Source organism: Microbacterium alkaliflavum (assembly GCF_044325405.1).
GTDB classification, from domain to species: Bacteria; Actinomycetota; Actinomycetes; order Actinomycetales; family Microbacteriaceae; genus Microbacterium; species Microbacterium alkaliflavum.
In genome coordinates, this window is the sequence record NZ_JBIQWL010000002.1 from 797,735 (window position 1) to 820,266 (window position 22,532).

Here is a 22,532-nt window from a genome sequence, read left to right on the forward strand (position 1 = left end):
CCGCTCACATTCGGAAGACGCCGTAGCCCGGCTGGCCCTGGGGACTGCGGAGGACGACGTCGAGCGCGAGGCCCAGCACGTCGCGAGTCTGCGCGGGCTCGATGATCCCGTCGTCCCAGAGGCGCGCCGTCGAGTAGTAAGGGCTCCCCTGCTCCTCGTACTGCGCGCGGATGGGCGCCTCGAAGTCGGCCTGCTCGTCGGCGCTCCATGAGCCGCCGCCCGCCTCGATCTGGTCGCGGCGAACGGTCGAGAGGACGGATGCCGCCTGCGGGCCGCCCATGACCGAGACGCGCGCGCCCGGCCACAGCCACAGGAATCGCGGCGAATACGCACGTCCGCACATCGAGTACGTCCCGGCGCCGAACGACCCGCCGACGACGACCGTCAGCTTCGGCACGGAGGCGCACGCGACGGCGTTGACCATCTTGGCGCCGTGCTTGGCGATGCCGCCCGACTCGTACTCGCGGCCGACCATGAATCCCGTGATGTTCTGCAGGAAGACGAGCGGGATGCCGCGCTGATCGCACAGTTCGATGAAATGGGCGCCCTTCAGCGCCGACTCGGCGAACAGCACGCCGTTGTTCGCGAGGATGCCGACGCGATGTCCGTGCAGCCGCGCGAAGCCCGTCACGAGGGTCTCGCCCCACTCGCGTTTGAACTCGTGGAACGATCCGGCGTCGATGATCCGGTCGATGATCTCGCGCGCGTCGTACGGCGTCGTGAGCTCGACGGGCACGACGTCGGCGAGGGTCGCGGGATCGTGCGCGGGCGGCCGCACGGGTTCGGGCTCGTGCGGGAGGGACGGCGACGGCGGCAGTGTCGCGACGATGTCGCGCACGATCTCCAGCGCATGCTCGTCGTTCTCGGCGAGGTGGTCGGTGACGCCCGAGACACGCGTGTGCACGACTCCGCCGCCGAGGTCTTCGGCCGTCACGACCTCGCCCGTCGCGGCCTTCACGAGGGGCGGCCCGCCGAGGAAGATCGTGCCCTGATTCCGCACGATCACCGTCTCGTCGCTCATCGCCGGGACGTACGCGCCGCCGGCGGTCGACGAGCCGAGCACGGCCGCGATCTGCGGGATGCCGTCGCGCGACATCCGCGCCTGGTTGTAGAAGATCCGGCCGAAGTGCTCCTTGTCGGGGAAGACCTCGTCCTGCATCGGCAGGAACGCGCCCCCCGAATCGACCAGGTAGACGCACGGCAGACGGTTCTCGGCCGCGATCTCCTGCGCACGCAGGTGCTTCTTCACCGTGATCGGGTAGTACGTGCCGCCCTTCACCGTCGCGTCGTTCGCGACGACCATGACGTGCCGGCCGTGGATGAGACCGACGCCGGCGACAACTCCCCCGGACGGGCAGTCGCCGCCGTACAGGTCGTAGCCGGCGAGCGGCGCGATCTCGAGGAACGGACTCCCCCGGTCGAGCAGGTGATCGATGCGATCGCGGGCGAGCAGCTTTCCGCGCTCCGTGTGGCGGATCCGCGCCCGCTCTGGACCGCCCAGCGCCGCCTCGGCACGCCGCTCGCGCAGTTCGTCCACGAGGTCGCGATAGGTCGGCTTCGTCGCCGTCGGCATGGCCGCTCCCTCCGCGGCCGCCGTCGTCGCCGGACCGCTGAAACTCGGTTATCGCTGATTAACCGAAATCAGGATACCCGTCCCCCGCGGCTCTTGTCGAGCGTGCCGCGCTACGGGTGCGCGACGATCTCATGCAGCCGGTGCTCCCGGCGGTCCGCTTCGTCCAGCGCCACGACGGCGGCCCTCCGCCCCTCCGCGATGAGGCGCGGGACGTCGGTCATCGTCCACTGCGCCATCCGCTCCATCTCCGGCTGCACGAGCACGATCGACGGATCGGTCACGAGGTCGGCGGTGCGGGTGAGGGTGCGCATCATCCGGACGTTCTCCCACTTCGCGTGCAGGCGTACGACGATCACCCTCGTCGCGCCGAGTGTGCGCGCCGCCTCGACGGGAACGTTGTCGACCATTCCACCATCGGCCAGCAGCGTGTTCCCGCGGCGCACCGGGGGAAGCAGGCCCGGCACCGCGATCGTCGATCGCAGCGCGACGCTCAGGGGCCCGTGGTCGAGGAGCACGGCGCGGCGCGTGCGGAGGTCGGTGGCGACAGCCGCGAACCGTCGCGGAAGTTGCTCGATGAGCGGGTCGTGGCCGAACGCGCTGGTGATCGACGCGGTGAGGGCGCTTGCGTCGAGCAGCCCCCAGCGGGGCGTGCGCGACCATCGTGCGATCGCGTTCCAGCGGAATTCGAGCGCCTCCTGCTCGATGAGGGCCGCGTCTGCGCCTCCCGCGTACGCGGCGCCGACGAGGGCGCCCGAGCTGGTTCCCGTGACGATCCCGGGATGGATGCCGCGTTCTGCGAGCACCTGGAGCACACCGACGTGGGCCGCGCCGAACGCTCCCCCACCGCCGAGGGCGATGCCGAGATGCTGGTCGTCGCTCATGTGGTCCTCCCTTCTGCCGAGATCGCGTCCGCCGTCGGTGCTCGCCCCGATCAGCCGATCGCGACGTGGAACTTCGGACCGGGACCGGCCGAGGCCGGGCGCGAGCCCGCGAGCACACCGGGCAGCTCCTCGAGCCGGACGGTCGCCGCGACGAGCGTGCGCGGATCGAGGGCACCCGAAGCGTACGCCTCGATCGTCCCAGCGAGGCCTGGAGATGCGCTGAGCACGCCGACCGCGGTCACGTCGCGGAGCGCGAGCTCGCGCGTGTCGAGCAGACTCGGTGTGCCCGCCAGGCCGATGTAGACGACGCGCCCTCCCGGCTCGACGAGCTCCACCGCCTTCGCGGGGAGATGAGGAGCCGTGGATGCCTCGATGACGGCATCCCACGGAAGTTCGGGCAGCTCGTCCTCCGTCCATACGCCGGCGAAACCGAGGCTGCGTGCGAACGCGAGCGAGCGCTCCTCGACGCCGAGCAGATGCACTTCGGCTCCCGCGGCATGCGCGAACAAGGCGCAGAGGAGCCCGATCGTGCCCGGGCCGGTGATGAGCACACGATCGCCGGGGCGCAGGGCCGCGGCATCCACCGCCCGAAAGGCGTTGCCGCCCGGCTCGACCAGCGCGCCCGCCGCGTCGTCGACGGTGTCGGGCAGGCGATGCAGCGCCGTGGCGGGTACCGCGACCTGCTCGGCAAGCGCTCCGGGGCGTCCGCCCCGGATGCCGATCTCCGTGCGGAACGCGCACACGTGCTGCCGTCCCGCGAGGCAGCGCCGGCACACTCCGCACCCGAGCATCGTGTCGCCCGTGACGCGTGCGCCGATCCACTCGCGGGCGACGCCGTCGCCGACGGCGCTGACGACCCCCATCCATTCGTGTCCGATGCGGATCGGGTATTCGGCATGTCCCGTGTGCAGGTACTGCATCTCGCCCGTGAAGAACTCGAGGTCGGTGCCGCAGATCCCTGCGCGGTGCACGTCGACGATGACTTCGCCCGGCACGGCCGCGGGCGGGTCGACGTCCTCGACCTTCGCCTGACCCGGGCCGGCGATGACGAGCGCCTTCACGAGGCGACTCCACGCCACAGATGCGAGGGCAGGCCTGCGACACCTGGGCGAAGGGTGAAGAGCCGGCCGGAGAGAGGGTGGCGCGCGGCATCCTCCTCGGAGAGCTCCTCCGTCGCGGTCGTGATGACGAGGGTGTCCAGGGCCGGGCCGGCGAACGCGACCGACGACACATGCGGGGCCGGCACCTCGACACGATCCACCTGGTCACCCGTGGGCGAGAAGCGCAGCACGCACGCGCCGCCCCACACCGCGACCCACACGTGGTCTTCGGCATCCGTCGTGATGCCGTCGGGAAAGCCGTCTTGGAGCGTCGCGAACACTCGTCGCGGGCCTGTGTCACCCGTGGCCGCGTCGTAGTCACGTACGAAGATGCGCGACGACCCCGTGTCGACGCTGAAGAGCCGACGGCCGTCGCTCGACCAGGCGAGGCCGTTGGAGAGGGTGAGGTCGTCGTCGATGACGGTGGCCGAGCCGTCCTCCTCGATGCGCAGCAGCTTCTCCACGACAGACGGTCCCGACTTGTCGATCGTGCCCGCGAGGAAACGTCCGGCAGGGTCGACCTTGCCGTCGTTGAATCGGCGGCCTTCACCCTCGACGAGCGCGGGACCCGCCGTGATCGAGCCGGCGGCATCGCGCACGTAGAGGCGATGGCGGCCCGCCACGATCAACTCCCCTCCGGCTGAGACGGCCACCGCGCCCGCGGTGTCGGGGAATTGGATGACCTCTTCGACCGCGATGGTGCCGTCGGGGCCGAGCACGCCGCTCTGCACGGTGCCGGCCATGATGTCGACCCACAGCACCCGCTCGCGCACGGGATCCCAGGTCGGTCCTTCCGCGAGGAAGTAGGACTGCGCGGTCGCGACGGTCGGCTCAGTGGGATTCACGCGTGACATCCGATCCGGTCGAGCCGACGAGGAAGTCGAGGTCGGCGCCCCGATCGGCCCCGAGGACGTGGTCGATGTAGAGGCGCTCCCAGCCGCGGCGGGGCTTCGCGTACCCGTCGACGGTGGCCTGGTTCGGGGTGCGGGCCGCGAGCTCCTCTTCGGGCACCTCGAGGTCCAGGCGCCCGGCGCGCACGTCGAGGCTGATCCAGTCGCCGTTCTGCACGAGTGCGAGCGGCCCGCCTCCGGCAGCCTCGGGCGTGACGTGCAGCACGACCGTGCCGTACGCCGTGCCCGACATGCGGCCGTCGCAGATGCGCACGACATCCCGGACGCCGCGCTCGAGCAGCTTGGTCGGCAGCGGCATGTTCGACACCTCTGGCATCCCCGGATACCCCTTGGGCCCGCAGCCGCGGAGCACCATGACGCTGTTCTCGTCGATGTCCAGGTCGGGGTCGTCGATGCGGGCGTGGAAGTCCTCGATCGAGTCGAACACCACCGCCCGTCCACGGTGCTTGAGGAGATGGGCGGATGCCGCGGCGGGCTTGATCAGCGCGCCGCCGGGGGCGAGGCTGCCGCGCAGCACGCTGATCCCGGCGGCGGGCAGCAGGGGCTCCTCGCGCGGGCGGATGACCTCGGGGTCCCAGATCCGCGCGTCGTCGAGGTAGTCGACGAACGGTCTGCCGGTGATGGTGAGCGCGTCGGGGTCGAGCAGGTCGCGGACCTCCCGCATCACGGCGAGGAACCCGCCCGCCCGGTACAGGTCGTCCATCAGGTAACGGCCGGCGGGCTGCAGGTTCACCAGCAGCGGCACCTCGGCGCCGATCCGGTCGAAGTCGTCGATCGTCAGCTCGATCCCCAGCCGCCCCGCGATCGCGAGCAGATGCACGACCGCGTTCGTCGACCCGCCGATCGCCGCAAGAGCGACGATCGCGTTGTGGAAGCTCCCCTGCGTCAGGAACGTCGACGGACGCCGGTCCTCCGCGACCAGCTGCACCGCCAGCATCCCCGTCTCATGCGCGGCCTCCAGCAGCCGCGCATCCGGGGCCGGCGTTCCGGCAAGGCCCGGGATGACGGTGCCGAGTGCCTCGGCCACGAGCGCCATCGTCGACGCCGTGCCCATCGTGTTGCAGTGCCCCTTCGAGCGAATCATCGACGACTCGCTCCTGCGGAATAACTCCTCCGAGAGGGTGCCCGCGCGCACCTCCTCGCTCAGCCGCCACACGTCGGTGCCGCAGCCCAGCGCCTCGCCCCGGAAATGTCCCGTCAGCATCGGCCCACCGGGCACCACCACGGCCGGCAGGTCGACCGATGCGGCGGCCATCAGCAGCGACGGGATCGTCTTGTCGCAGCCGCCCAGCAGCACGACACCGTCGATCGGGTTGGCGCGGAGCATCTCCTCCGTCGCCATCGCGGCCATGTTGCGCCACAGCATCGCCGTCGGACGCACGTTCGTTTCCCCGAGCGACACGACGGGAAGCTCCAGCGGGATGCCACCCGCCTCGTAGATCCCGTTGCGCACCGACTGCGCGACCTCGGTCAGATGCGCATTGCACGGCGTCAGATCCGACGCCGTGTTCGCGATCGCGATCTGCGGACGCCCCTCGAACGCGCTCGACGGCACACCCCGCCGCATCCACGCTCGATGGATGTACGCGTTGCGGTCATCACCCGAATACCACGCGGCGCTGCGGGTCATCCTCGACTCCTCCCGGTCGCCGGGCTCGCGGCGACCGGGTCGCGCCGAGGCATCCGGCTCTCGTCACGGTACAACGCGAGCGGACCCGCCCGGCGGTCGTTCCAGGATCAAGACTCCATAACGGATGCCTCGCATCGCCTGAAGACGACGGGAACAGCTTTTTCGAGCCGTTAGGTTCTGCTCATGCCGTTCCGTGCCCTCCCTGTCGTGCTGGCGGCCGTGCTCCTTCTGACCGGCTGCGCGCCGGCAGCTCCCCAGGCGGAACCGAGCCCGACACCCACGCCGGTCGCGTCGGCCCCCTCCCCGACGCCGACGCTCGCCGACCCCGGGAAGATCGTCATCACCGTCGACGGAATCGAGTTCGTGAAGGGCGGGGCGACCGAGTCCGCGCTCTTCCGTGACGGCTCCCAGATCCTCGCGCTGCTGGAGAGCGCCACAGGCGTGAGGCCGGAGGGGACGGCACTGGAGGACACGACGGGCTACGGCTTCCACATCACGCGGTACGACTGGGAGGGTCTGCGGGTCTCCGTCGACGAGGACGCCGGGCACGCGTCCGTTGCGGCGCTCGCGCCGGCGATCGGCGATGTGCCCCTCACGACCTCCGATGGGATCTCTGTAGGCTCGAGCCGCGAGGACGCCGTCTCAGCCGGCGGGTTCGACGATTGGGACGAGAACCAGGACGGAATCGCCGACTACCTGGGGATCAACTCGCGTCCTGTCGACGACGCCGAGTCGCTGACCCGCCCGGGAGAGCCCGGAATCCTCTACATCCTGCTCGCCATGAGCGGCGACACAGTCGAGCAGATCCAGAGCCCCGCGAACGACTTCAGCGACCTCTGAGCTGCCCCCGAACCCGGAGCGGTTGCGGGGTGCCCCCGACGGGTGGTCAGCCGAGCCGCTCGGCGATCACCCGCGCCGTGGCCACCGGATCGGCGCGGTGCATGACCGACTCGGGCACGACCACGAGCTCGGCGCCGTCGATCTCGCCGGCGAGCCGATCCGCCGCGCCGATCAGCATCGGGAAGGTCTGCTCGCCACGGAGCACCGTGACGGGCTGCGACACGGCCAGCATCTCGGCCGTCGGCGTCGAGACCTGGTGTGTGAGCTTCGTGTCGTAGACGACCGACTGCGCGATGGGAGGGAGCGAGGCGAACTGCGGGGTTGCGCGAAAGCCCTCGACCATCTCCTTCGGCAGGCCGATGCCCTCGAGCTGGAACGTGACGACGGCATCCTCATTGCGGCCCGCGTCGACGAGCGCCTGCAGCCGGTCGGCGAAGTCGTCGCCCGGCTCGTCCTGGCCGAATCGGAAGGGCGGCTCCGACAGGAAGAGCGCCGTGATCGGCACTCCGAGCGACGCCGCGAACAGCGCGAGGATCGCTCCCGACGAGTGCCCGAGCACGGCAGCATCACCGCCCACGGCGTCGATCACGGCGGCGAGGTCTTCGACTTCGCGTTCGGGCGCGGATTCCGGCGCATCGCCGCTCGACCCGCGCGCCCGCCTGTCCCACGCCACGGCGCGGAAACCCGCATCCGCCAGTGCAGAGGCGAGCGGTGCGGCATCCGCTGCCATCGACAGTGCGCCGTTCACGATGACGACGACCGGCCCCTCTCCGGTCTGCTGGTAGGCGATCGGGGTGCCGTCGGCGGAGGTCACGATGTCCATACGCGCCACGATAGCCAGGGCATGGGACAGTGGAGCGTTCGCCCGCGCGCCGAGACGAAGGAACCGCACCGTGACCCTTGCCGACCCGATCGACGACCTCCGCCGCCGCGAGAGCGAGAAGTGGACCGCATACCCCGACGAGGTGCTGCCCCTGTTCGTCGCCGAGATGGACTTCCCGCTCGCCCCGCCGATCAAGGCGGCGCTCGCTCAGGCGCTGGAGCTCAACGACACGGGCTACGTCAACACGCTCGACACCCGCACGGCCGAGGCGTTCGCGTCGTTCGCGCGCGACCGGTGGGGCTGGGAGCCCCGGGCCGAGCGCATGGGCTACGCGACCGACGTGAGCACCGTCATCGTGGAGGGCCTGCGTCGCCTCATCGCGCCGGGCGACGGCGTCGTCATCACTCCCCCGGTGTACCCGCCGTTCTGGGATTTCATCCCCGAAGCCGGCGGAGTGGTCGTCGAGGCGCCCATGCTCGATGACGGCGACACCTACACGCTCGACGTCGACGGCATCGACCGCGCACTGGCTGCGGGCGCCCGTGCCGTGCTGCTGTGCAACCCCGGGAATCCGACCGGCACCGTGCACAGCCGCGAATCACTCGAAGCGCTCTCCCGCGTCGTCGCCCGGCACGGAGCATCCGTCATCAGCGACGAGATCCACGCTCCGCTCGTCCATTCCGGCGCGACGTTCACGCCGTACCTCACGGTCTCGGACGAGGCGCGTGACCACGGCATCGCGGCAGAATCCGGCAGCAAGGTCTTCAATCTCGCCGGCTTGAAGACGGCGATGTTCGTCGCCGAGTCCGACCGCATGACGGCGCTCATCCGCTCGCTCCCCGAGGAGGTCGCGGTGCGCGCGGGACTCTTCGGGTTCATCGCGACGCGCGAGGGCTTCACCTCTGGACGGGACTGGGTGGATGCCACGGTCGCGGCGATCGAGTCGAACTTCGACCTGCTGGCGCAGCAGCTGGTCGAGCACGTGCCGGACGCGCGCCTCCGGCGCGGCGAGGCGACCTATCTCGCCTGGCTCGATCTGTCGGCGCTCGGACTCGGCGACGACCCTGCGGCGTGGATCCTCGAGCATGCCAAGGTCGCGCTCGTCGGCGGTCCGGACTTCGGCGCACCCGGCAAGGGCTTCGCGCGCCTCAATGTCGCCTGCGCGCCCGAGACGATCGTCGAGGCCGTCCGACGCATCGCCGAGGCACTCGCGCACCGGTCCTGATCGACGACGGCACGTTGCCGGCACCGAAGACGCCACATCGCCGGCGCCGCCCGCGCGCCGACGACGGGAGCGCTCAGGCCGCCGCGAAGAACGTCTCGAGCTCGACGATGACGCCGTCGCGGACGCGGATGATGTCGATGCCCCGCACCACCGGCGCGCCGACGGGACCGAACGCCCACCCCATCGCTCCCGTCGTCTCCGAGGCATAGCTCAGTCCCTCCGCGACGAGGTCGAACTCTTCGGGGGCTTCGGCGAGGAGCGCAGCCGCCTTGCCCTCGAGCTCCTGGCGCCCGTGGAGAGTGGCCTCGGGATCGGTGAACACGACGTCGGCCGCGTAGATGCGCTCGACGACCCTGCGACGCGACCCGGCGTCTCGATTGCCGAAGACGTCGTGGAGGTTGGCGTGGAGCAGTTCGGAGACAGTGCTCATCGAGGTGCGATCCCTTCGGTCGGTGCGGCCTGAATGCGGCTGGTGTCGTGCGCAACGTCTCGTCGTCCGTGACGATTCCCCGGGGCCGGGCATAGCATCGCGACCATGGGTGTCCGCAGCTTCGAGCACGTCGGCGTCATCGTCCAGGATCTCGAGAAGGTCGCCGCATTCTTCGAGCTCCTCGGATTCCACCGCGGCGACACGGCGACGGTGGGCGGCGAATGGGCCGACCGGGTCAACGGACTGACGGGCACGCGCGTCGAGATGGTCTTCATGACCACCCCCGACGGATCGGGCGCGCTCGAGCTGTCCCGCTTCATCGAGCCAGTGAATCAGGATGCTCCGACATCGCTCCCGTCCGACACCCTCGGCCTGCGCCACATCGCCTACCGCGTCGACGGCGTCGAGGAGCTCATCGAGCGTGTCCGCGCCGCAGGCTACGATCTGGTCCGCGAGCTCGTGAACTACGAGGACATCTGGCTCGTCTGCTACGTCCGCGGGCCCGAGGGCCTGATCGTCGAACTGGGAGAGAGGCTTTCCTGATGGCCGAGATGCCGCAGTGGGTCGAACGGTTCGTGCTCCTGTACTTCTCGGGACCCGACGGGCGCACAAAGGTGCCCGAGGTGTTCCCCGCGCATCACGCCTACACGCTCGACTTCCAGGCCGCGCGGCCCGGTGAGCTGCTCCTGACCGGGCCGTTCGCCGAGCCCGTCGAGGGTCAGCCCGGCGCCATGAACGTCTTCACGTCGCGCGAAGCGGCCGAGCAGTTCGCGGCATCCGACCCGTTCATCACGGAGGGGGTCGTGGCATCCTGGACCGTCCGCAGCTGGCTCACCAGCCCCGAGTGAATCAGGCGGTCATCTCGCGAGGCGGGTTGTGCATGAACTCGACGCGGATGCCGTTGTCGTCCTCGAGGAACGACGCGTAGTAGCGCTCGTTGAACCTCGGGTAGAGCTGGGGGTCGCGCACGGCCGTCCACCCCGCGGCGAGCGCGATGTCGTGCAGCCGATCCACTTCCGCACGCGAGTCGACGGAGAATGCGAGGTGCTGCCAGCCGACCCGTCCGTGGACATGCGGTCCGGTGTCCGCCTCACGGGCGGGGAAGAGGATCAGCTCGGTCTCGCCATCGGCGTACCACGAGACCGAGGCGGCCGCGTCGGTGCGGACGAACCCGAGCGCCGTCAGCACGGGATCGAACTGCGCGATGGAGCGGGGAAGATCTTCGACGGTCATGCCGAGGTGGTCCACAAGAGGCATCCACCCAGTCTTGCCGACGTCTGTCCGCATCACGGCCATTGACGGCCACCGCCACCCCTGCTCTGATGAGCGCATGGAGACGATCCTCGACGTCGACTACCTCGTCGTGGGCGCCGGGGCGATGGGAATGGCGTTCGTCGACTCGCTCACGACCGAGTCCGACGCGTCGGTCGCGATCGTCGACCGACGGCACGGCGCCGGTGGCCACTGGCTCGATGCGTACGGCTTCGTGCGCGTGCACCAGGCATCCGCGTTCTACGGCGTCGCCTCGACGCTGCTCGGCGGAGGTCGCATCCAGACCGAGGGCCCGGAGCGCGGGCTGCACGAGCGGGCCAGTGCCGCCGAGGTCTGCGACTACTACGGGCGTGTGCTGTCGCGTCTCGTCTCGACGGGTCGCGTCCAGTTCCACGGCCGCTCGGAGTACCTCGGCGACGGCCGATTCGTGTCGCTGCTGAGCGGGGCGCGCTTCCACGCACCACGCGCACGGATCGTGGATGCCGCGTACCTCTCGCCCGAGATCCCCTCGCTCACCCCGCCGCCCTTCGCTGTCGGGCACGGCGCGCGGGTGATCCCCGTCAACGATCTCGTGCGCATCGCCGAGGCGCCGCCGCACTACGTCATCGTCGGGTCCGGCAAGACGGCGACCGACACGTGCGTATGGCTGCTGCAGAATCGCGTGTCACCCGACGCGATCACGTGGGTGCGGCCGCGCGACCCGTGGCTGCTCAATCGCGCGGTGGTGCAGCCCGATCCTGCGATCTTCCTCGGCATGGCGGCCGACATCATGGTGGCCGCGTCGGACGCCACGAGCGCGGACGACGTCTTCCTCCGGATGGAGGATGCCGGGGTCATGCTCCGCATCGACCCCGACGTCGTGCCGACGATGGCGAAGGCTCCGACGCTCGCCGTATGGGAGCTCGAGCTGCTTCGCATGATCGAAGACGTCGTGCGACACGGGCACCTTCGGGCCGTCGCTGCGGGGCGCCTCGAGTTCATGGACGGCTCCGTAGTGCAGGTTCCCGAGGGCGCGCTCATCGTGCACTGCGCCGCGGAGGGGCTGAGGTATCCGGGCCTGCGGCCGATCTGGACGCCGGCGGCCATCACTCCTCAGCCCGTGCGCGTGGGCTTCCCGTGCTTCGGCGCGGCACTCACGGGATACGTCGAGGCGACGCGCGACGACGACGCCGAGAAGAACCGGATCTGCCGCCCCTCGCCGTATTCGAACACGCCGAGCGACTGGGCGACGATGCAGACGATCGGCGGCGACGCGTCGCTCGCGATGTCGAAGGAGTCCGACCTGCGCGCCTGGTCGAATACGACGACACTGAACCCAGCGCGGATTCCGCCCGACCGGGCTGCCGATCCCGCCGTGCTCGCGGCGAGCGCGCGCCTGAGGGAGTACATCGGCCGCGGCCGCGCTCGGCTGGCCCGGTTCGCAGGCCTGAGCTAGCTCGAATCCGAACCGGTCAGCGGATCGCCAGACTTTTCCGAATCGATTCGATACACTGAACGGTCGGCCCTTCCGGCAGTCCCCTCGACCGTCTTCTCCCTCCGAGAGTCGCCCCCATGACCACCGCCCTGACGACGGGCCGCCCTTGGCGCGTCATCGCCCTGTTCTCCGTACCGCTGCTCATCGGCAACATCGTGCAGCAGCTGTACCAGTTCGTCGACGCCGTCGTCGTCGGCCGCCATCTCGGCGTCGACGCGCTCGCCGCCGTCGGCGCGACGGGCAGCATGCTGTTCCTGCTGCTGGGGTTCGCCTGGGGTCTGACATCGGGGTTCGCGATCCCGACCGCACAGGCCTTCGGCGCGCAGGACTATCGGGCCGTTCGGCGATCGGTCGCCGCCGGCACGCTGCTGACCGGCGTGTGCACGCTCGTCCTCACCGTGGGGGCTCCGCTGCTCAGCCAGCCGTTGCTCGAGCTGCTGCAGACGCCCGCCGAGCTCATGGACGATGCCGTCGTCTTCGCCCAGATCAGCTTCCTCGGCGCCGGCGCGCTCATGTTCTTCAACTACCTGTCGGCGATCATCCGCGCGATCGGCGACTCGCGCACGCCGCTCATCTTCCTGACCCTGGCGTGCGCACTCAATGTCGCCCTCGTCATCGTCATGGTCGGCCCGCTGGGCTGGGGCGTCGGCGGCGCGGCTCTCGCGACAGTCGTCTCGCAGGCCGTGTCGGTGATCCTGTGCCTCGAATTCGTACGTCGCCGGATGCCTGTCCTCCACGTGCGTCGCGAAGACTGGCGCGTCTCCCGCGCCGACATCGGCCAGCACCTCCGCCTCGGCCTGCCGATGGGGTTCCAGGCATCCATCATCGCGATCGGAACCCTTTCGGTGCAGGTTGCGCTCAACGAGCTGGGCGCCGACGCCGTCGCCGCCTACACGGCGGCGTCCCGCGTCGACGGCCTCGCCGTCGCGCTGCTCCAGTCGCTCGGACTCGCCGTCTCGATGTACGTCGCGCAGAACCACGGCGGCGGCCGCCCCGACCGCATCCGCCGCGGCGTGGCGCAGGCGACCTGGATCTCCGTGGGCGCGGCCATCGTGCTCGGCGCCCTCATGATCGCGTTCGGCGCGGCGCTCGTGCAGCTGTTCGTCGGTGACGGCTCGGGCGAGGTCGTCGACCTCGCGGCGCAGATGCTCGGCATCAACGGCGCCACGTACTGGATCCTCGGCATCCTGTTCGTCCTCCGCGGCGCGCTGCAGGGCTTGGGCCACACCCTGATTCCGACCGTGACCGGAGTCATCGAGCTCGTCATGCGCGTGGCTGCCGCCGTCATGCTCGGCACCATGTTCGGCTTCATCGGCGTCGCGGCGAGCAACCCGCTCGCGTGGCTCGGCGCCGTCGTCGTGCTCGTGCCCGCCTACCTGCACGCGCACAAGAAGCTCGCCAAGACGCCGGTCGCGCCGTTGGTCATGACACCGACGACGCCGATCGCGCTGATCGGCCCCACCGACGGCTCGATGGTCGTCGACGCGGTCGTCACCCAGCCGATCACCCTGCCGGGCGGCATCTCGTCGGCGCCGGGGCTGCATCGCCCGCGGCGACCGTTCGCCCGTGCAGCCGGCCGCGTGCGCCGGCGCACCCGCGGCTGACCGCCGCGCGGCGCGAATCTGCTGCGTCGCACGATGTCTTGACGCGCGACGCGGGCGAGAGGAAACTGCGGCTCGGGAACCCGCCTCTCCCACCTGCTCAAAAGCGTCAGTCGACGATTAAGGTGGTGCCCTCGCCATGCGCACTCCATTCCGGCCAGTTTCGTCCCGTTCTCGCGTGCTCGCGGGCGCCGCGATCGGAGCGCTCGTCCTCGCGAGCCTCTCGGTCGCGTCGGCGGCGACAGCCGCCGGACCCGTGACCACGACCGAGCACTACTCGTTCGAGAACTGGGCCTGCGGATATCCGATGCAGGTCGACGGACAGTTCACGAGCAGGTTCCGCGAGCGACAGTCACCGCAGGGAGAGCGCACGCTCGTCCATGAGAACTTCCAGTTCGCCGAGACCTGGACCAATGCAGCCGGCGCCTCGTTCTCCGTGTCCGGCAAGGTGAACTCGAAAGACCTGAAGAGCACGCCGATCGGCGGATCGACGTACGACGTGACGTTCCAGAGCTCCGGCCAGCCGCAGGTCGTCACGGCCGGAGGCGTCGTGATCTCACGCGATCGGGGCAATCTCAGGTATCACTTCACGACCGACATCCAGACCGGCGCCTTCGAGTTCCTCGGTGCCGAGGTGAACGGACCGCATCCCGGATTCTCCACCGACCTGTGCAAGACCGTCGCGCCCATCACGGGCAACACCTCAGCCGAGCATCACACTCCGCGCCCGCTCGGCACGACTGCCGCCGGGATGGGCTACTACGAGTACCTCCCGCCGTCCTACGCCGTCGACGGCGCCGCGAGCCCGCTCATCATCCACGCGAACGGGTACGGCGAGAACGGGGACGGTTCGGCCGCAGGGCTCGAGAACGTCCTGGGAACCGGCATCCCGCGATTCATCAACGTGGGCGGATGGCCGCTCGATCGGCCATTCGTCGTGCTGTCCACTCAGCACATCGAGCAGCCGCCCGGAATCCCGATCGTGTGCGACGACGTGCCGTGGGGCGGCTCGTGCATCATGCAGAAGCAGCACGATCTCGGACATCCCGCCGTGTCCCCGTGCACGACGCCCGGCGAGCTCCACGACTTCATCGCCTACGCCGTGGCGAATTACAACGTCGATCCCGACCGCGTCTACGTGACGGGCCTGTCCTGCGGTGCATTCGGCGTCTGGGAGTACCTCGCCGCGTACGGCGACGAGCAGGCCGCCGCCGCCGTTCCGATCGCAGGCGACGGCCGGCCGGCCTGGGCGACGGCCGGCTGCGGGCTCGGCGCGGTGCCGATCTGGGCTTTCCACGGCGAGTTCGACGATGTCGTGAATCCTCTCGGCAGCATCGACCCGATGACCGCACTGAGCGGATGCCCCGGTGTGACGCCCGACCGCGCACAGTTGACGATCTACCCGGGACTGATGCACGACGGATGGGACCAGGCGTACAGCGGAAGCGAGGGCGACGACATCTACTCCTGGATGCTGAGCTACACGCGCAGTTGAGAGCCGCGGGACCGAGCGTCACTTTTCAGGATCAGTGATGGCGCCGGTCGGCGACGAATCCTCCACGCGGTGATGCCAGCCCAGCTCGTCGGCCGTCGTGCGGCCCTCGTCGATGGCCTCCTTGCGACTCGAATGGCTTCGCGAGAGTTCGGGATGCCCCGCCACCTCGTTCTGCCACTGCCCACGGTTCGAACGGGTCACGACGGTGTTCGTGGTCTCGGTCATGCCACGCCACCAGTCGCCCTTCTCCAGAACCGCTTCCACGGCGAACGGGGCTGGGGCTCGTTCGGTGACTGGCGGATCGACATGCGCACCTCGGAGAGTCGGCGTGGGGAGAGCTTCCGGCCCCTCCCACCTATGAGGTTTCCGTGCGCCGGCGCACGTCGACCAGCTGGCGTGATCCACTCCCCCGCGGACTGTCAAGGGGATGCGTCCGAGCGCCCTCCTGGACGATGGTGAGCGCATGGACATCCACAACGCGCACCTCGATGGAGGGCTCGACGACGACGATCGCACCGCGGCGATCGAGCGCGTAGCCGCCGAGGTCGAAGACGACATCCGGCACGGCCGAGTGACGGATGACATGAGTCGGCTGCTCACCGAGCGACTCGAGGCAGCCGGCATCTCTCTCGCTCCCGCCGCGATCGACGAGCTCGCCGAGGCGATCGAGACCGACGTGTCGCTGTAAGCGAGGTCGGCGCGATTCAGGCCCAGTCTTCGGCGAAGATGCCGACCGACTCCGAGAGGCGCGCGACGTCGTCCGCGCTCAGTTCGAGGTCCGCCGCCCTGGCCGAGTCGGTGATGGATGCCGCGCGCCGCGCCCCCGGAATCGGGATGACGTGCGGGTCGAGCGCGAGCTCCCACGCCAGCACGACCTGCTGCGGGCTTACCCCGTGCGCCTCGCCGACCTGACGGAACGCTGCGAACCGCTCGCCGACGCTGCGCGCTCCCCCGCCGGTACCGCCGAGCGGGCTCCAAGGCAGGAACGCGATGCCGCGCTCACCGCAGAAGCGCAGTTCGCCGTAGCTTCCGGGATGCCGCGGCGAGAACTCGTTCTGCACGCTCGCCAGGTTCCCCTCGCCGAGCACGTCGATCGCGATCTGGATCTCCTCGACGCTCGCGTTCGAGATGCCGACCGCACGCACGAGCCCTTCCTCGCGCAGCCTGCCGAGCGACCGGATGATGTCGCCGTAGACGAGCCAGCGGTCGGGTCGGTGGTACTGGTACAGCTCGATCTGGTCGACGCCGAGGATCTCGAGCGATTTCTCGACCGCCGAACGCAGGTACGCCTCGGAACCGTCGCGGCCCCACGCCTCCCCTTCGCCGCGCGTGATACCGCCCTTCGTGGTGACGAAGATGCTCGCCGCGTCCCCGTCCCACGTGCGCAGCGCCTCAGCGACGAGGCGCTCGTTGTGTCCCATCTCGTCCCACGCCGGCGCGTAGATGTCCGCCGTGTCGACGAGCGTGACGCCGGCGTCGAGCGCCGCGTGCATCGTGGCCACGGCGTCCTCGAACGACGGGTACTCCTTGTCGTTGTTCATCGACAGCGGCATGGCGCCGAGTCCGATCGCCGATACCTGTCGCCCTGCCAGAGTGCGCTGCTGCATGGGTTTCCTTTCGTATCAATCCAAGCCTGCCAGCCGAGCGCGCCTGGGCAATCCCGTCGAAGACGATCGGCGTGGCGTGGCGGGGCGGCCCTGCCCGAACAGCGCACCGTGCCGAGCTTCGCGCGGGCTGTTCCGGCGCCGCGTCTGCGCCGATCGGTCCCGACGCTGAGAATGGATCCCGCCGCGCGGTCAGCCCCCATCCACCCTCGCGAACGCATCCGCCGTTGTCCGCGGGCTGGCGGTTTGCGTGCGAGAGTCGGCGTCGCACCACCGTGCGCGTCAACCTTCTTTCACACACAATGGCGGCATGACAGCGCGGACGACCCTCGTCCGGATGTGGCGGGGCAGCATACGAAATGCGGATGCCGACGAGTACGTCGCCTATGTCGAACGGACCGGCATGCGGGAGTACCGCCTAACCCGCTCGCCGCCTTCGTCAGAAGCTGATACGGCCGGGTTGACGCATGGCAGTCAGCCGGCGGAGCGGATGAGGTTGACGAGGATGAACACGGCGACGAGCATGCCGATGATGGCGCCCGCCCAGCCGAGGGCAGCACCGGCGAGCTTGGCTCGCGTGGCGTCGATGCCGCCCAGGACGCCCAGCACGGTCGCGACGACGGCAAGGCCCAGGACCGTGGCCAAGAGGCCGAGCGTGAAGAAGACGGGGGCGAGCAAGACATCCGCGGTGAGGTCTGCAACCGACGCGGACGCCGCTGTGTAGACGGTCATCACGGCGGCGGCGAGCGCGAGCGCGAGCGACACGGCGGATAGTGTGCTCATCCGGCGCGGTGCGGGTCCGATAGTCGGGGTGTGACCGGTATTGGCTTGGTCGCTCGGGATGGGCTCGCTTGTCGTCATGGCGCTCACTTTAGGGCCTAGGGAGATGCCGCTTGACGGGGCTGTGCGCGATGCCGCCCTCTATCTGCTGCCCGCACCGACGCCGGCCCTGCGCATGCCGTGGGCGCCTAGTCGACACGCACGCTGAGGGATCGGCTCGGGGGGTGCTGACCGACCCGTTCTCAAGCGGGCACTCCAACGATCGCTGGCAACGTCTCACGGACTCGGCCCTGACGCCCCGGTCGCGGCGTAACGTGAGTGCGTGCCAAGTTCACAGGGCGAACCTTGTGCAGGCCGGATCGGCTGATGGACGCCGCCACCCGGGCCGAACTGGCGGCCTTACGTCGCCGGGCGTACGCCCGGGACGCGGACATTGCCGGCGACTCGGTCGGGCTGGAACGTCTCGCCGAGCTCGAACAGCTCGCTCTCGCGGCCCGGGCGGAGACAGCACCGGTGCCGGCCGAGACGGCGGGCCTCCCGCGGGCCGCGATTCCCACATCCGGTTCCGGGACGCGTGGACGGCCCGCACCGGATCCCGTCACTCACGCGGGCCCGACGATTGTCGGGCGTGCACCCGGCCGACTCGGGCCCCGCCGTCGACTGATCGCCGGCCTCGTTGCCTCGGTCGCGCTGCTGGCGGTCGCCTTCGGCCCGCTCAGTGACCTGCAGACGGCGCCGAACCCGACCATCGCGGACGCAGCGACCGCGTCCCCGACCGCCAGACCCGCGACGGCCGATCTCACGGGGACCGAACACGTGATCATCCCCCTCGTGGTCGATAGACGGAGCGGTGAGTTCATCGACGTCTCGCCGCGGCCCGATATGCCCGTGTTCCTCGCCAACGACGTGACGACCTGGGTTCAGCCCCTCGGCGTCCACTACGGATGGACGCTCTCGGCCGCGGGGATATCAAGCGGGCAAGAACGGGAGAACTGCCTGCTGCTGACCAACGGTTCCACGATCGAAGCGAAGTGCAGGCCCCGCGCTGAAACTGCGGACGGAGCGCTCAGAATGTCGCTGGGCTACGGCAACCTCGCCGACCATCAGCGGCCCCAGGGCATGACACCCGATCAGCGGGTGACCTTCACATGGGGCGACGGGGCATACATATCTATCAAGATCACCGACGGCAGCAGACCGTGACCCAATCAGTCGCTACGAGACAACGTCTCTGCCAGCCAGCGATCGGTCCGCCTCATCGTTCACGGGCCGCCCCAGTTCGGTTGCGACCGCAGGACCGATACGACCTCTCGCTGGCCCGAACAGACACGCCGACCAACGCCATCAAACCTTCAGCGCCTGACGCGTCGCAAGCAAGACGACCGGCTGCCGCACGGTGACCGACTCGCTTCCGCGCCTGCGGTTCGCCCCTTGCCGGTTGCAGAACAGCGTCACGGAGCCATCACGATCACAGGACTGAGCCAGTCGGCCCGACAGCGCGGCAGCCGCGCAGCACGGCGACCGGCGAGCACATCAGGTCGGAAGGCGGGCGACGAACGCCGCGACCGCCTCCGCGAGCACGTCCGGAGCGGAGTCATTCGCCGCGTGAGCCTGGCCCATCAGGTCGGTCTGCTCGGGTGAACGGGGCAGGACAGCGGCGAGCTGGGCGCTTCGATCGCGCAGATGGCGGGGGCTCTTGGCCCCGGTGATCAGCAGTACGGGCAGCTCTACGCCTGCGAAGCGCTGGAGCCCGACCGGCAAGGCATCGAGCATCTCATCGTCGGCGATCTGTCCCTCGGCGAAGTCGGCGAACAGGCGCCGAGCCGGAGGCATCGCCATGAGAACTGCGGTGAGCGGTCTCGGCATCCCGACGAGGTCCGTCAGGTGAATCCGCATGGCGCGCACCGGATGACCGTCGTCGAGCGCCGCCCGAGCGCGGTGGAGGGCCGCGGCGCCCTTCACGCCATGGGTGACGTCCAGGGGCGGCTCGTAGAGGACGAGAGCGGCGAAGGGACGGGGGTCTGCAAGCGCCGCCTCGATCGCGACCGCGGCTCCCGACGAGTGGCCCACGAGCACGACGGGCTCGCGGGCCGATGTCGCCACCGCGCGCGCTTCGGCCACCTCGATCTCCACCGCGGCGGCGCCCCGTGCAGGGGGCGCCAGGCGGTAGGTCGGGCGGGTGTAGCGCAGGACGCTGAAGAACGCGGCTAGTTGGTCTGCGACGCCCTCCCACGACGTGCGGTTGCCGGTACCGCCGTGAACGATGACGATCGGGCGCCCCGTTCCCTGTGTCACGACCTCGATGTCGCCGGCCGGGCCGGGCACGTGGGACACCGTCTCGAGGGGCGCGTCCTCCGGGCGGGGACGACGGGACATCCGCCGATCCGACGCCGGCTGCACATCATCGTTCGCCACGGGCCGAGTGTAACCGCGGGCGCACGCGGGCCCGACCGAAGGGCCTTGCGGCACCGACCCGGCCGCGACGATCTCCAAGGACGAGAACCTCCACATGATCTTCTACCGCAACATCGTCTCCGCGGCGCTGGACATCGCGCCCGATGCCACGATGCAGGCGATCACCAAGGAGGTCATCGGCTTCGAGATGCCGGGAGCCACGATGGCGGGCTTCCGGCGCAGCTCGATGATGATCGCGAAGGCCGGGATCTACGACCAGCGCCTTCACTACGACGGCGTGATCATGCCTGTGCTGCGGCACTGGCGCGTCCTGGACCGCACCGACTTCGGACCGGAGGGCGAGCAGGCCCGCGAGCAGCTGGCGCAGCGTCGGAGGCACGAGGTTGATCCCGAACCAGGTCTTCCGTCCCACCGCCGGATCCGAGCCAGCGAGGTCGATCGACTCCTTCTCGCGCAACCCGGTCCGCCCTGACAGGGATCGCTCGCGATCACCCGGGCCGCAGCGCCCTCAGGTGCGGTCGTGGAGGGTGACGTGGTAGCCGTCGGGATCGGCGAACGTGAAGGTGCGACCGAACGGGCCGTCGATCGGCGACGTAACGATGGTGTGGCCGGCGGCGTGGAGGGCGTCGTGGATCGCCTGGACATCGGTGGCGTGGAGCCAGATGGCGGCGCCGATCCCTGGCTGGGCGACTGACGTGAGATCGGTGCCGGGCACGATGTCCCGCAGCGCGAAAGCGATGGGCGACGTGTCGAACACGACGGCGTGAGGCGGTCCCGCCGGTGAGCGCACCAGGCCGAGGTACTCCTCGTAGAACGCCCGGGACGCGTCGAGATCACGAGTCTGGAGCGAGATGAAGTCGGGGCCGGTGGCGGGCATGAGAACTCCTTCAACCTATGTCAGTTATTTGACATCGATTCTATGTCAGAATGCTGACATGGTGCAAGACGGAGCAAGCATCGACCTGGAGACATCCCTCGGCTACGCCCTGAAGGAGACCGCGAGCGCTCTTCGCGCCGCCATGGAGGCCGTACTGCGGCCGCTGGGGATGACCGTGACCCACTATTCGTGTCTGGAACTGCTGGCTCAGCGCCCGGGACTGTCGAACTCGGAGCTCGCGCGCGGCGCGTTCGTCACCCGGCAGTCGATGAACGTGCTGCTGCAGGCCCTGGAGAGGGAGGGATACGTGACCCGCCCGGCGGCGGCGCCGATCGGAAAGGTTCTCCCCACCCGGCTCACCCCGCGCGGTAGACAGAGCCTCGAGGCAGCGTCCGCGGCAGTGCGCTCGGTCGAACTCAGGATGCTCGGCGGCATGACCGCGGACGAGCAAGCGCAGGCGCTCCGCATCCTGCAGACCATGATCCAGTCCCTTCGCACCGACCAGGACGGTGCTCGTGCCGAACCTTCGCCGGGCGGTGGGGACAGGGACACGGTTGGTCGCACGTAGCGTCCACCCGCTGACGGCGCCAGTATCCCAGGCGTGTACATCACAGATGGGCTGGAGTACCCGTCCGGAGCGAGTGAGCGATCGATCGATCTCTTAGTGAGGCGAGATGCGTGTCATCAGGATTCTCGTTCTGGGTGCCGCCGTCATGTGCCTCACCGCATGTGCGCCCGGCGACGCGCCCGCGCCGGACCCGAGCGAATCGACTGACGCCCGCTGAGGGGTGGGTCGGATGAGCTAACGCGGGAGTTTGTTGGGGCCGGTCGCGGTGACCAGTCGCTGCGGCACCCAGTCTTCGACGTGATGGATGCCGTCGAACGTGCCGCCCTGCAGTTCGATCACTGTGCGCAACGGCCGCTGGTGGAACTTCACGTGGGTGAAGTCTTCGAAGAGGATGTAATACGGCTCGTTCCATCGGTTCTGGAACTGCTGTCCCGTCAGCGCCTCACGGTGCCGACGGGAGAACTCCTCTGCCTCCTCGCCGACCACGAGCCCGAAATGCTCCATCCCCATCTTGTAGACGCGCTGGTGGACAGGTGGGATGAGCTCGATCAGTGGGATCTCCGCACCGCTCTTCACCCTGAGCGGGCTCTTCAGCAGAAGCATCGACATCGGGCGACCGTTCCAGATCCCCTCCACGTTCGCGTCGGAGTAGCGCTCCAGCAGCGTCCTCACGTGGACGTACTGATCCCACTCGGGCACCCGGAACGCGAGGTGGCTGAACGCGTAGGGATCGATGTCTATCCCGCGAGCGATGAGCCGGGATCGCTGCAACGCGACGAATCCTTGGTAGTCACCGATGACATCTGCGATCGGATCGACCATCACACTCTCCCCTCAAAGCACCCCGGTGCTGCCGGACCGCGGTTCACGTGGAGGTCCGGAGACAGCGTAGATAACCCAGGCGTTCATCCGACAGGGGTCCGTCGATACGCAGATCGCAACCTCCACACCACTGGTGCTACCTCCCCAGAGGGCCCGGGAGCGCGTCAGCGCATCGGGAGGGCTTGCCGCCGCTCGACGGTCAGCACCAGAC

The 22,532-nt window shown here is 69.5% G+C and carries 24 protein-coding genes and 1 pseudogene; 11 read left to right on the plus strand and 14 right to left on the minus strand.

All coding sequences use genetic code 11. The features are described 5' to 3' along the window. Positions 1–4: 4 nt before the first annotated feature. From ACH3VR_RS08695 to ACH3VR_RS08715, 5 genes and pseudogenes are all read right to left on the minus strand, one after another. Positions 5–1,573, minus strand: a complete 1,569-nt coding sequence (locus ACH3VR_RS08695) for a carboxyl transferase domain-containing protein (protein WP_396640361.1) — start codon at positions 1,571–1,573, stop codon at positions 5–7. A gap of 110 nt (positions 1,574–1,683) precedes the next feature. Beyond that, positions 1,684–2,454, minus strand: a complete 771-nt coding sequence (locus ACH3VR_RS08700; RefSeq protein ID WP_396640362.1) for a patatin-like phospholipase family protein — start codon at positions 2,452–2,454, stop codon at positions 1,684–1,686. Positions 2,455–2,504: 50 nt separating this feature from the next. Then, positions 2,505–3,533, minus strand: a complete 1,029-nt coding sequence (locus ACH3VR_RS08705) for a zinc-dependent alcohol dehydrogenase (RefSeq protein WP_396640363.1) — start codon at positions 3,531–3,533, stop codon at positions 2,505–2,507. Further along, positions 3,512–4,399 (minus strand): SMP-30/gluconolactonase/LRE family protein, encoded by an 888-nt coding sequence (locus tag ACH3VR_RS08710; protein WP_396640364.1) that lies wholly within the window; start codon positions 4,397–4,399, stop codon positions 3,512–3,514. Before ACH3VR_RS08710 ends, ACH3VR_RS08705 begins: the two co-directional genes overlap by 22 nt. Beyond that, positions 4,386–6,098 (minus strand): annotated as a pseudogene (locus ACH3VR_RS08715) (IlvD/Edd family dehydratase); the annotation flags it as partial. The gene ACH3VR_RS08710 and the pseudogene ACH3VR_RS08715, both read right to left, overlap by 14 nt. 180 nt (positions 6,099–6,278) lie before the next feature. Between ACH3VR_RS08715 and ACH3VR_RS08720 the strand changes: the two are divergent. Beyond that, entirely contained in the window at positions 6,279–6,935 is a 657-nt protein-coding gene (locus ACH3VR_RS08720; RefSeq protein WP_396640365.1) for a hypothetical protein, read from the plus strand. A 46-nt stretch (positions 6,936–6,981) separates the two neighbouring features. Here ACH3VR_RS08720 and ACH3VR_RS08725 read toward each other — a convergent pair whose 3' ends face one another. Then, positions 6,982–7,758, minus strand: a complete 777-nt coding sequence (locus ACH3VR_RS08725) for an alpha/beta fold hydrolase (protein WP_396640366.1) — start codon at positions 7,756–7,758, stop codon at positions 6,982–6,984. 70 nt (positions 7,759–7,828) lie between these two features. On the opposite strand from ACH3VR_RS08725, the gene ACH3VR_RS08730 reads away from it, so the two are divergent. Beyond that, complete coding sequence (locus ACH3VR_RS08730; RefSeq protein WP_396640367.1) at positions 7,829–8,983, plus strand: MalY/PatB family protein; 1,155 nt, start codon at positions 7,829–7,831, stop codon at positions 8,981–8,983. Positions 8,984–9,056: 73 nt separating this feature from the next. On the opposite strand, the gene ACH3VR_RS08735 is transcribed toward ACH3VR_RS08730, so the two are convergent. Then, a complete protein-coding gene (locus tag ACH3VR_RS08735; protein WP_396640368.1) occupies positions 9,057–9,413 on the minus strand; it encodes a nuclear transport factor 2 family protein in 357 nt (118 codons plus the stop codon). Positions 9,414–9,518: 105 nt separating this feature from the next. Here ACH3VR_RS08735 and ACH3VR_RS08740 point away from each other — a divergent pair, with 105 nt between their 5' ends. Next, a complete protein-coding gene (locus tag ACH3VR_RS08740) occupies positions 9,519–9,956 on the plus strand; it encodes a VOC family protein (protein WP_396640369.1) in 438 nt (145 codons plus the stop codon). Then, entirely contained in the window at positions 9,956–10,261 is a 306-nt protein-coding gene (locus ACH3VR_RS08745; RefSeq protein ID WP_396640370.1) for a YciI family protein, read from the plus strand. Before ACH3VR_RS08740 ends, ACH3VR_RS08745 begins: the two co-directional genes overlap by 1 nt. A gap of 1 nt (position 10,262) precedes the next feature. Here the strand turns inward: ACH3VR_RS08745 and ACH3VR_RS08750 are convergent, their stop codons facing one another. Then, a complete protein-coding gene (locus ACH3VR_RS08750) occupies positions 10,263–10,670 on the minus strand; it encodes a VOC family protein (protein WP_396640371.1) in 408 nt (135 codons plus the stop codon). A gap of 73 nt (positions 10,671–10,743) precedes the next feature. On the opposite strand from ACH3VR_RS08750, the gene ACH3VR_RS08755 reads away from it, so the two are divergent. The 3 genes from ACH3VR_RS08755 to ACH3VR_RS08765 all read left to right on the plus strand — a co-directional run bounded on the left by ACH3VR_RS08755 (position 10,744) and on the right by ACH3VR_RS08765 (position 15,255). Next, the gene (locus tag ACH3VR_RS08755; protein ID WP_396640372.1) at positions 10,744–12,120 is read left to right on the plus strand and encodes a pyridine nucleotide-disulfide oxidoreductase; all 1,377 of its coding nucleotides are present in this window, start codon (positions 10,744–10,746) and stop codon (positions 12,118–12,120) included. A gap of 116 nt (positions 12,121–12,236) precedes the next feature. Continuing rightward, complete coding sequence (locus tag ACH3VR_RS08760; protein WP_396640373.1) at positions 12,237–13,763, plus strand: MATE family efflux transporter; 1,527 nt, start codon at positions 12,237–12,239, stop codon at positions 13,761–13,763. 175 nt (positions 13,764–13,938) lie between these two features. Next, complete coding sequence (locus ACH3VR_RS08765; protein WP_396640374.1) at positions 13,939–15,255, plus strand: carboxylesterase family protein; 1,317 nt, start codon at positions 13,939–13,941, stop codon at positions 15,253–15,255. Positions 15,256–15,273: 18 nt separating this feature from the next. On the opposite strand, the gene ACH3VR_RS08770 is transcribed toward ACH3VR_RS08765, so the two are convergent. Then, the gene (locus ACH3VR_RS08770) at positions 15,274–15,480 is read right to left on the minus strand and encodes a DUF2188 domain-containing protein (RefSeq protein WP_396640375.1); all 207 of its coding nucleotides are present in this window, start codon (positions 15,478–15,480) and stop codon (positions 15,274–15,276) included. A 238-nt stretch (positions 15,481–15,718) separates the two neighbouring features. Here ACH3VR_RS08770 and ACH3VR_RS08775 point away from each other — a divergent pair, with 238 nt between their 5' ends. Continuing rightward, entirely contained in the window at positions 15,719–15,943 is a 225-nt protein-coding gene (locus ACH3VR_RS08775) for a hypothetical protein (protein ID WP_396640376.1), read from the plus strand. Between the two features lie 16 nt (positions 15,944–15,959). Here the strand turns inward: ACH3VR_RS08775 and ACH3VR_RS08780 are convergent, their stop codons facing one another. Both ACH3VR_RS08780 and ACH3VR_RS08785 read right to left on the minus strand, forming a co-directional pair. Then, on the minus strand, positions 15,960–16,862 hold the full coding sequence (locus ACH3VR_RS08780; RefSeq protein ID WP_396640377.1) for an aldo/keto reductase: 903 nt from the start codon (positions 16,860–16,862) through the stop codon (positions 15,960–15,962). Between the two features lie 471 nt (positions 16,863–17,333). Further along, entirely contained in the window at positions 17,334–17,624 is a 291-nt protein-coding gene (locus ACH3VR_RS08785; protein ID WP_396640378.1) for a hypothetical protein, read from the minus strand. A gap of 381 nt (positions 17,625–18,005) precedes the next feature. Between ACH3VR_RS08785 and ACH3VR_RS08790 the strand changes: the two genes are divergently transcribed. Next, positions 18,006–18,842 carry a hypothetical protein gene (locus ACH3VR_RS08790; RefSeq protein WP_396640379.1) on the plus strand — a complete coding sequence of 279 codons (837 nt, stop codon included), beginning with the start codon at positions 18,006–18,008 and terminating at the stop codon, positions 18,840–18,842. A 330-nt stretch (positions 18,843–19,172) separates the two neighbouring features. On the opposite strand, the gene ACH3VR_RS08795 is transcribed toward ACH3VR_RS08790, so the two are convergent. Beyond that, positions 19,173–20,054, minus strand: a complete 882-nt coding sequence (locus ACH3VR_RS08795; RefSeq protein ID WP_396640380.1) for an alpha/beta fold hydrolase — start codon at positions 20,052–20,054, stop codon at positions 19,173–19,175. 70 nt (positions 20,055–20,124) lie between these two features. Between ACH3VR_RS08795 and ACH3VR_RS08800 the strand changes: the two genes are divergently transcribed. Next, positions 20,125–20,526, plus strand: a complete 402-nt coding sequence (locus ACH3VR_RS08800; protein WP_396640468.1) for an acyl-ACP desaturase — start codon at positions 20,125–20,127, stop codon at positions 20,524–20,526. A gap of 36 nt (positions 20,527–20,562) precedes the next feature. Here the strand turns inward: ACH3VR_RS08800 and ACH3VR_RS08805 are convergent, their stop codons facing one another. Further along, entirely contained in the window at positions 20,563–20,931 is a 369-nt protein-coding gene (locus tag ACH3VR_RS08805; RefSeq protein ID WP_396640381.1) for a VOC family protein, read from the minus strand. 58 nt (positions 20,932–20,989) lie between these two features. Between ACH3VR_RS08805 and ACH3VR_RS08810 the strand changes: the two genes are divergently transcribed. Continuing rightward, on the plus strand, positions 20,990–21,499 hold the full coding sequence (locus ACH3VR_RS08810) for a MarR family winged helix-turn-helix transcriptional regulator (RefSeq protein ID WP_396640382.1): 510 nt from the start codon (positions 20,990–20,992) through the stop codon (positions 21,497–21,499). 234 nt (positions 21,500–21,733) lie between these two features. Here the strand turns inward: ACH3VR_RS08810 and ACH3VR_RS08815 are convergent, their stop codons facing one another. Then, the gene (locus ACH3VR_RS08815; protein ID WP_396640384.1) at positions 21,734–22,321 is read right to left on the minus strand and encodes a VOC family protein; all 588 of its coding nucleotides are present in this window, start codon (positions 22,319–22,321) and stop codon (positions 21,734–21,736) included. Positions 22,322–22,532: the final 211 nt, after the last annotated feature.

Bases quoted from the DNA above. Each gene is read 5' to 3' on its own strand.
- ACH3VR_RS08695 (WP_396640361.1), bottom strand. From the start codon at position 1,573: ATGCCGACGGCGACGAAGCCGACCTATCGCGACCTCGTGGACGAACTG.
- ACH3VR_RS08700 (WP_396640362.1), bottom strand. From the start codon at position 2,454: ATGAGCGACGACCAGCATCTCGGCATCGCCCTCGGCGGTGGGGGAGCG.
- ACH3VR_RS08720 (WP_396640365.1), top strand. From the start codon at position 6,279: ATGCCGTTCCGTGCCCTCCCTGTCGTGCTGGCGGCCGTGCTCCTTCTG.
- ACH3VR_RS08725 (WP_396640366.1), bottom strand. From the start codon at position 7,758: ATGGACATCGTGACCTCCGCCGACGGCACCCCGATCGCCTACCAGCAG.
- ACH3VR_RS08735 (WP_396640368.1), bottom strand. From the start codon at position 9,413: ATGAGCACTGTCTCCGAACTGCTCCACGCCAACCTCCACGACGTCTTC.
- ACH3VR_RS08740 (WP_396640369.1), top strand. From the start codon at position 9,519: ATGGGTGTCCGCAGCTTCGAGCACGTCGGCGTCATCGTCCAGGATCTC.
- ACH3VR_RS08745 (WP_396640370.1), top strand. From the start codon at position 9,956: ATGGCCGAGATGCCGCAGTGGGTCGAACGGTTCGTGCTCCTGTACTTC.
- ACH3VR_RS08750 (WP_396640371.1), bottom strand. From the start codon at position 10,670: ATGCCTCTTGTGGACCACCTCGGCATGACCGTCGAAGATCTTCCCCGC.
- ACH3VR_RS08755 (WP_396640372.1), top strand. From the start codon at position 10,744: ATGGAGACGATCCTCGACGTCGACTACCTCGTCGTGGGCGCCGGGGCG.
- ACH3VR_RS08760 (WP_396640373.1), top strand. From the start codon at position 12,237: ATGACCACCGCCCTGACGACGGGCCGCCCTTGGCGCGTCATCGCCCTG.
- ACH3VR_RS08770 (WP_396640375.1), bottom strand. From the start codon at position 15,480: ATGACCGAGACCACGAACACCGTCGTGACCCGTTCGAACCGTGGGCAG.
- ACH3VR_RS08775 (WP_396640376.1), top strand. From the start codon at position 15,719: ATGGACATCCACAACGCGCACCTCGATGGAGGGCTCGACGACGACGAT.
- ACH3VR_RS08780 (WP_396640377.1), bottom strand. From the start codon at position 16,862: ATGCAGCAGCGCACTCTGGCAGGGCGACAGGTATCGGCGATCGGACTC.
- ACH3VR_RS08790 (WP_396640379.1), top strand. From the start codon at position 18,006: ATGGACGCCGCCACCCGGGCCGAACTGGCGGCCTTACGTCGCCGGGCG.
- ACH3VR_RS08805 (WP_396640381.1), bottom strand. From the start codon at position 20,931: ATGCCCGCCACCGGCCCCGACTTCATCTCGCTCCAGACTCGTGATCTC.
- ACH3VR_RS08810 (WP_396640382.1), top strand. From the start codon at position 20,990: ATGGTGCAAGACGGAGCAAGCATCGACCTGGAGACATCCCTCGGCTAC.
- ACH3VR_RS08815 (WP_396640384.1), bottom strand. From the start codon at position 22,321: ATGGTCGATCCGATCGCAGATGTCATCGGTGACTACCAAGGATTCGTC.